Origin of the sequence: Paraburkholderia franconis, assembly GCF_009362735.1 — a bacterium.
In the GTDB taxonomy this organism is placed as follows: Bacteria; Pseudomonadota; Gammaproteobacteria; order Burkholderiales; family Burkholderiaceae; genus Paraburkholderia; species Paraburkholderia franconis.
The window spans coordinates 1-2,183 of record NZ_WHNP01000224.1 but is presented as its reverse complement, the minus strand read 5'-3'; the positions used below and the strand labels follow the sequence as shown (position 1 = coordinate 2,183).

At 59.5% G+C, this 2,183-nt stretch carries 1 protein-coding gene and 2 pseudogenes; all 3 read right to left on the bottom strand.

Going from position 1 to position 2,183, the window contains the following annotated elements:
* Positions 1 to 367, bottom strand: a pseudogene (locus GCT13_RS47785) (transposase); the annotation flags it as partial.
* A gap of 271 nt (positions 368 to 638) precedes the next feature.
* Entirely contained in the window at positions 639 to 914 is a 276-nt protein-coding gene (locus tag GCT13_RS47780; protein WP_193727988.1) for an integrase core domain-containing protein, read from the bottom strand.
* A 71-nt stretch (positions 915 to 985) separates the two neighbouring features.
* A pseudogene (locus GCT13_RS47775) lies at positions 986 to 2,114 on the bottom strand (IS3 family transposase); the annotation flags it as partial.
* Positions 2,115 to 2,183: the final 69 nt, after the last annotated feature.

The following is a 2,183-nucleotide window of genomic DNA, read 5'->3' as shown; positions in this document are numbered from 1 at the left end:
CGGAACAGTGAACGCGAAATTCCTACCAGCCCGCAAGCCCGGGTGACACCCATCGCGCGTTCGGTCATCAATATCCCGACCGCCTCGCGTTTGGCTTGCGGGCTTGCTACTTTCGCGACAGCAGGTCCTTCAGCGCGGCATTGTCGAGCATCGACTCTGCCAACAGGCGCTTGAGCCTGTTGTTCTCCTGCTCCAGTTCTTTCAGGCGCTGCGCGTCCGCGACGGTCATCCCGCCGAACTTCGCCTTCCAGTTGTAGTAGGTCGCCTCCGAGATACCGTGCTTGCGGCACAGTTCTGCCGGCTTCAGGCCAGCCTCGGCCTCCTTCAGGATGCCAATAATCTGTTCTTCGCTGAATCGCTTCTTCATTGTCGTTCCTTTTGGGAACGAACTCTACATCGTTATCGGACTAAGCGCGGGGAGCAGGTCAGCGCCACCCCGATAACGCCGGCGCCACGATCCCGGTCGTGGCAGACATTCCTTCCCGACAGACCCTCCCTCACGATGGCCCCGTACGGCCACCGCCACGCGGCCCAGACACTGGTATCTGTTTCACCGCGCGCGCCATGTCATTCATGCCGCGCATCAACGAAAGGCCGTCCTGCCCAGCAGGCACCCGGTCGGGAGCACCCTGTAGTGGTCAACTTATTTCGGACAGGCAGATAGGTTCTTTCGCTATCGGTTTGGCCTCGTAGGCGGCGGGCGACAGATAGCCCAAAGTGGAGTGCAAGCGCACCGGATTGTAGAAAGCGACAATGTACTGGTTGATGTCGCGCCGTGCCTCATCGTGGTTGGCGTACTGACGCTGCCACGCACGCTCCATTTTGAGGTTCAGGAAGAATCTCTCCATCACCGAATTGTCCCAGCAATTTCCTTTGCGACTCATGCTGCAAACGACGTGATGCTGCTTCAGCAAGGCCTGGTACTCATCGCTTGCATACTGGCTGCCCCTGTCCGAATGCAGAACCAGTCCNCTATCGGTTTGGCCTCGTAGGCGGCGGGCGACAGATAGCCCAAAGTGGAGTGCAAGCGCACCGGATTGTAGAAAGCGACAATGTACTGGTTGATGTCGCGCCGTGCCTCATCGTGGTTGGCGTACTGACGCTGCCACGCACGCTCCATTTTGAGGTTCAGGAAGAATCTCTCCATCACCGAATTGTCCCAGCAATTTCCTTTGCGACTCATGCTGCAAACGACGTGATGCTGCTTCAGCAAGGCCTGGTACTCATCGCTTGCATACTGGCTGCCCCTGTCCGAATGCAGAACCAGTCCTGGCGCTGGCCGACGCTGCTGTAGCGCCATGGTCAACGCCGACATCACCAGTCCAGCCGGCATGGTTGGTGCCATTGACCAGCCAACCACCTTGCGCGAGTACAGGTCCAGCACGACCGCCAGATAGAGCCAGCCCTGCGCCGTGCGAACATACGTGATGTCCGAAACCCATGCGCGATTACGCTCGGGCACATCAAACTGTCTGGCCAGCACGTTCTCTGCCACAGGTAGCGTATGCCTGCTGTCGGTCGTCGAGACGAACTTGCGCTTCCAGCTCGTGCGCAGGCCCGCTTCTCGCATCACCGTACGCACCGGTAACGACCAATTCGTAGCCCTTGTTCCCGCAGTGCATGCATCACGCGGCGGCTACCATAGCTCGCGCCGCTCGCGGCGAATGCTGCTTTGACGTGTGTCTGTTCCTGCAGCCATTTCGCGCTCGGCCTGGCGCTCCGGTGCGCATAGTAGCCGGAGCGGCTCACCTGCAAAACCCGGCAGGCGTGACTGACCGATACGGCCTCCTGTTGCAAATGAGTTACCACGCGGTAAATCACTTCAGTTCCCGGGCAAAGAAGGCCGACGCTTTTTTTAGCAGCGCGTTGTCCTCGCGCAGCTGCCGGTTTTCCGCCTCAAGCTGCCGGATTCGCTGCTGCTCAGCCGTCAGCGGCTTGCCCTCGCCGGCGCCGCCAGCACGCTCCGCATCGTACTGCGCCACCCAGCGGCGCACGGCTGTCTCAACAAGGTCCATCGACCGGCACACTTCGCTGACCGATAGCCCTTGGTCTCGCACCATCCGTACTACTTCCAGCTTGAAGCTGGCGTCAAATTGTCGGCGCCTTCTTGTCATCTTGCTCTTTTCCTCCTCGATTCAGGATTGTCCTCCTATCGACCTGTCCGAGGAAATTAGACCACTACA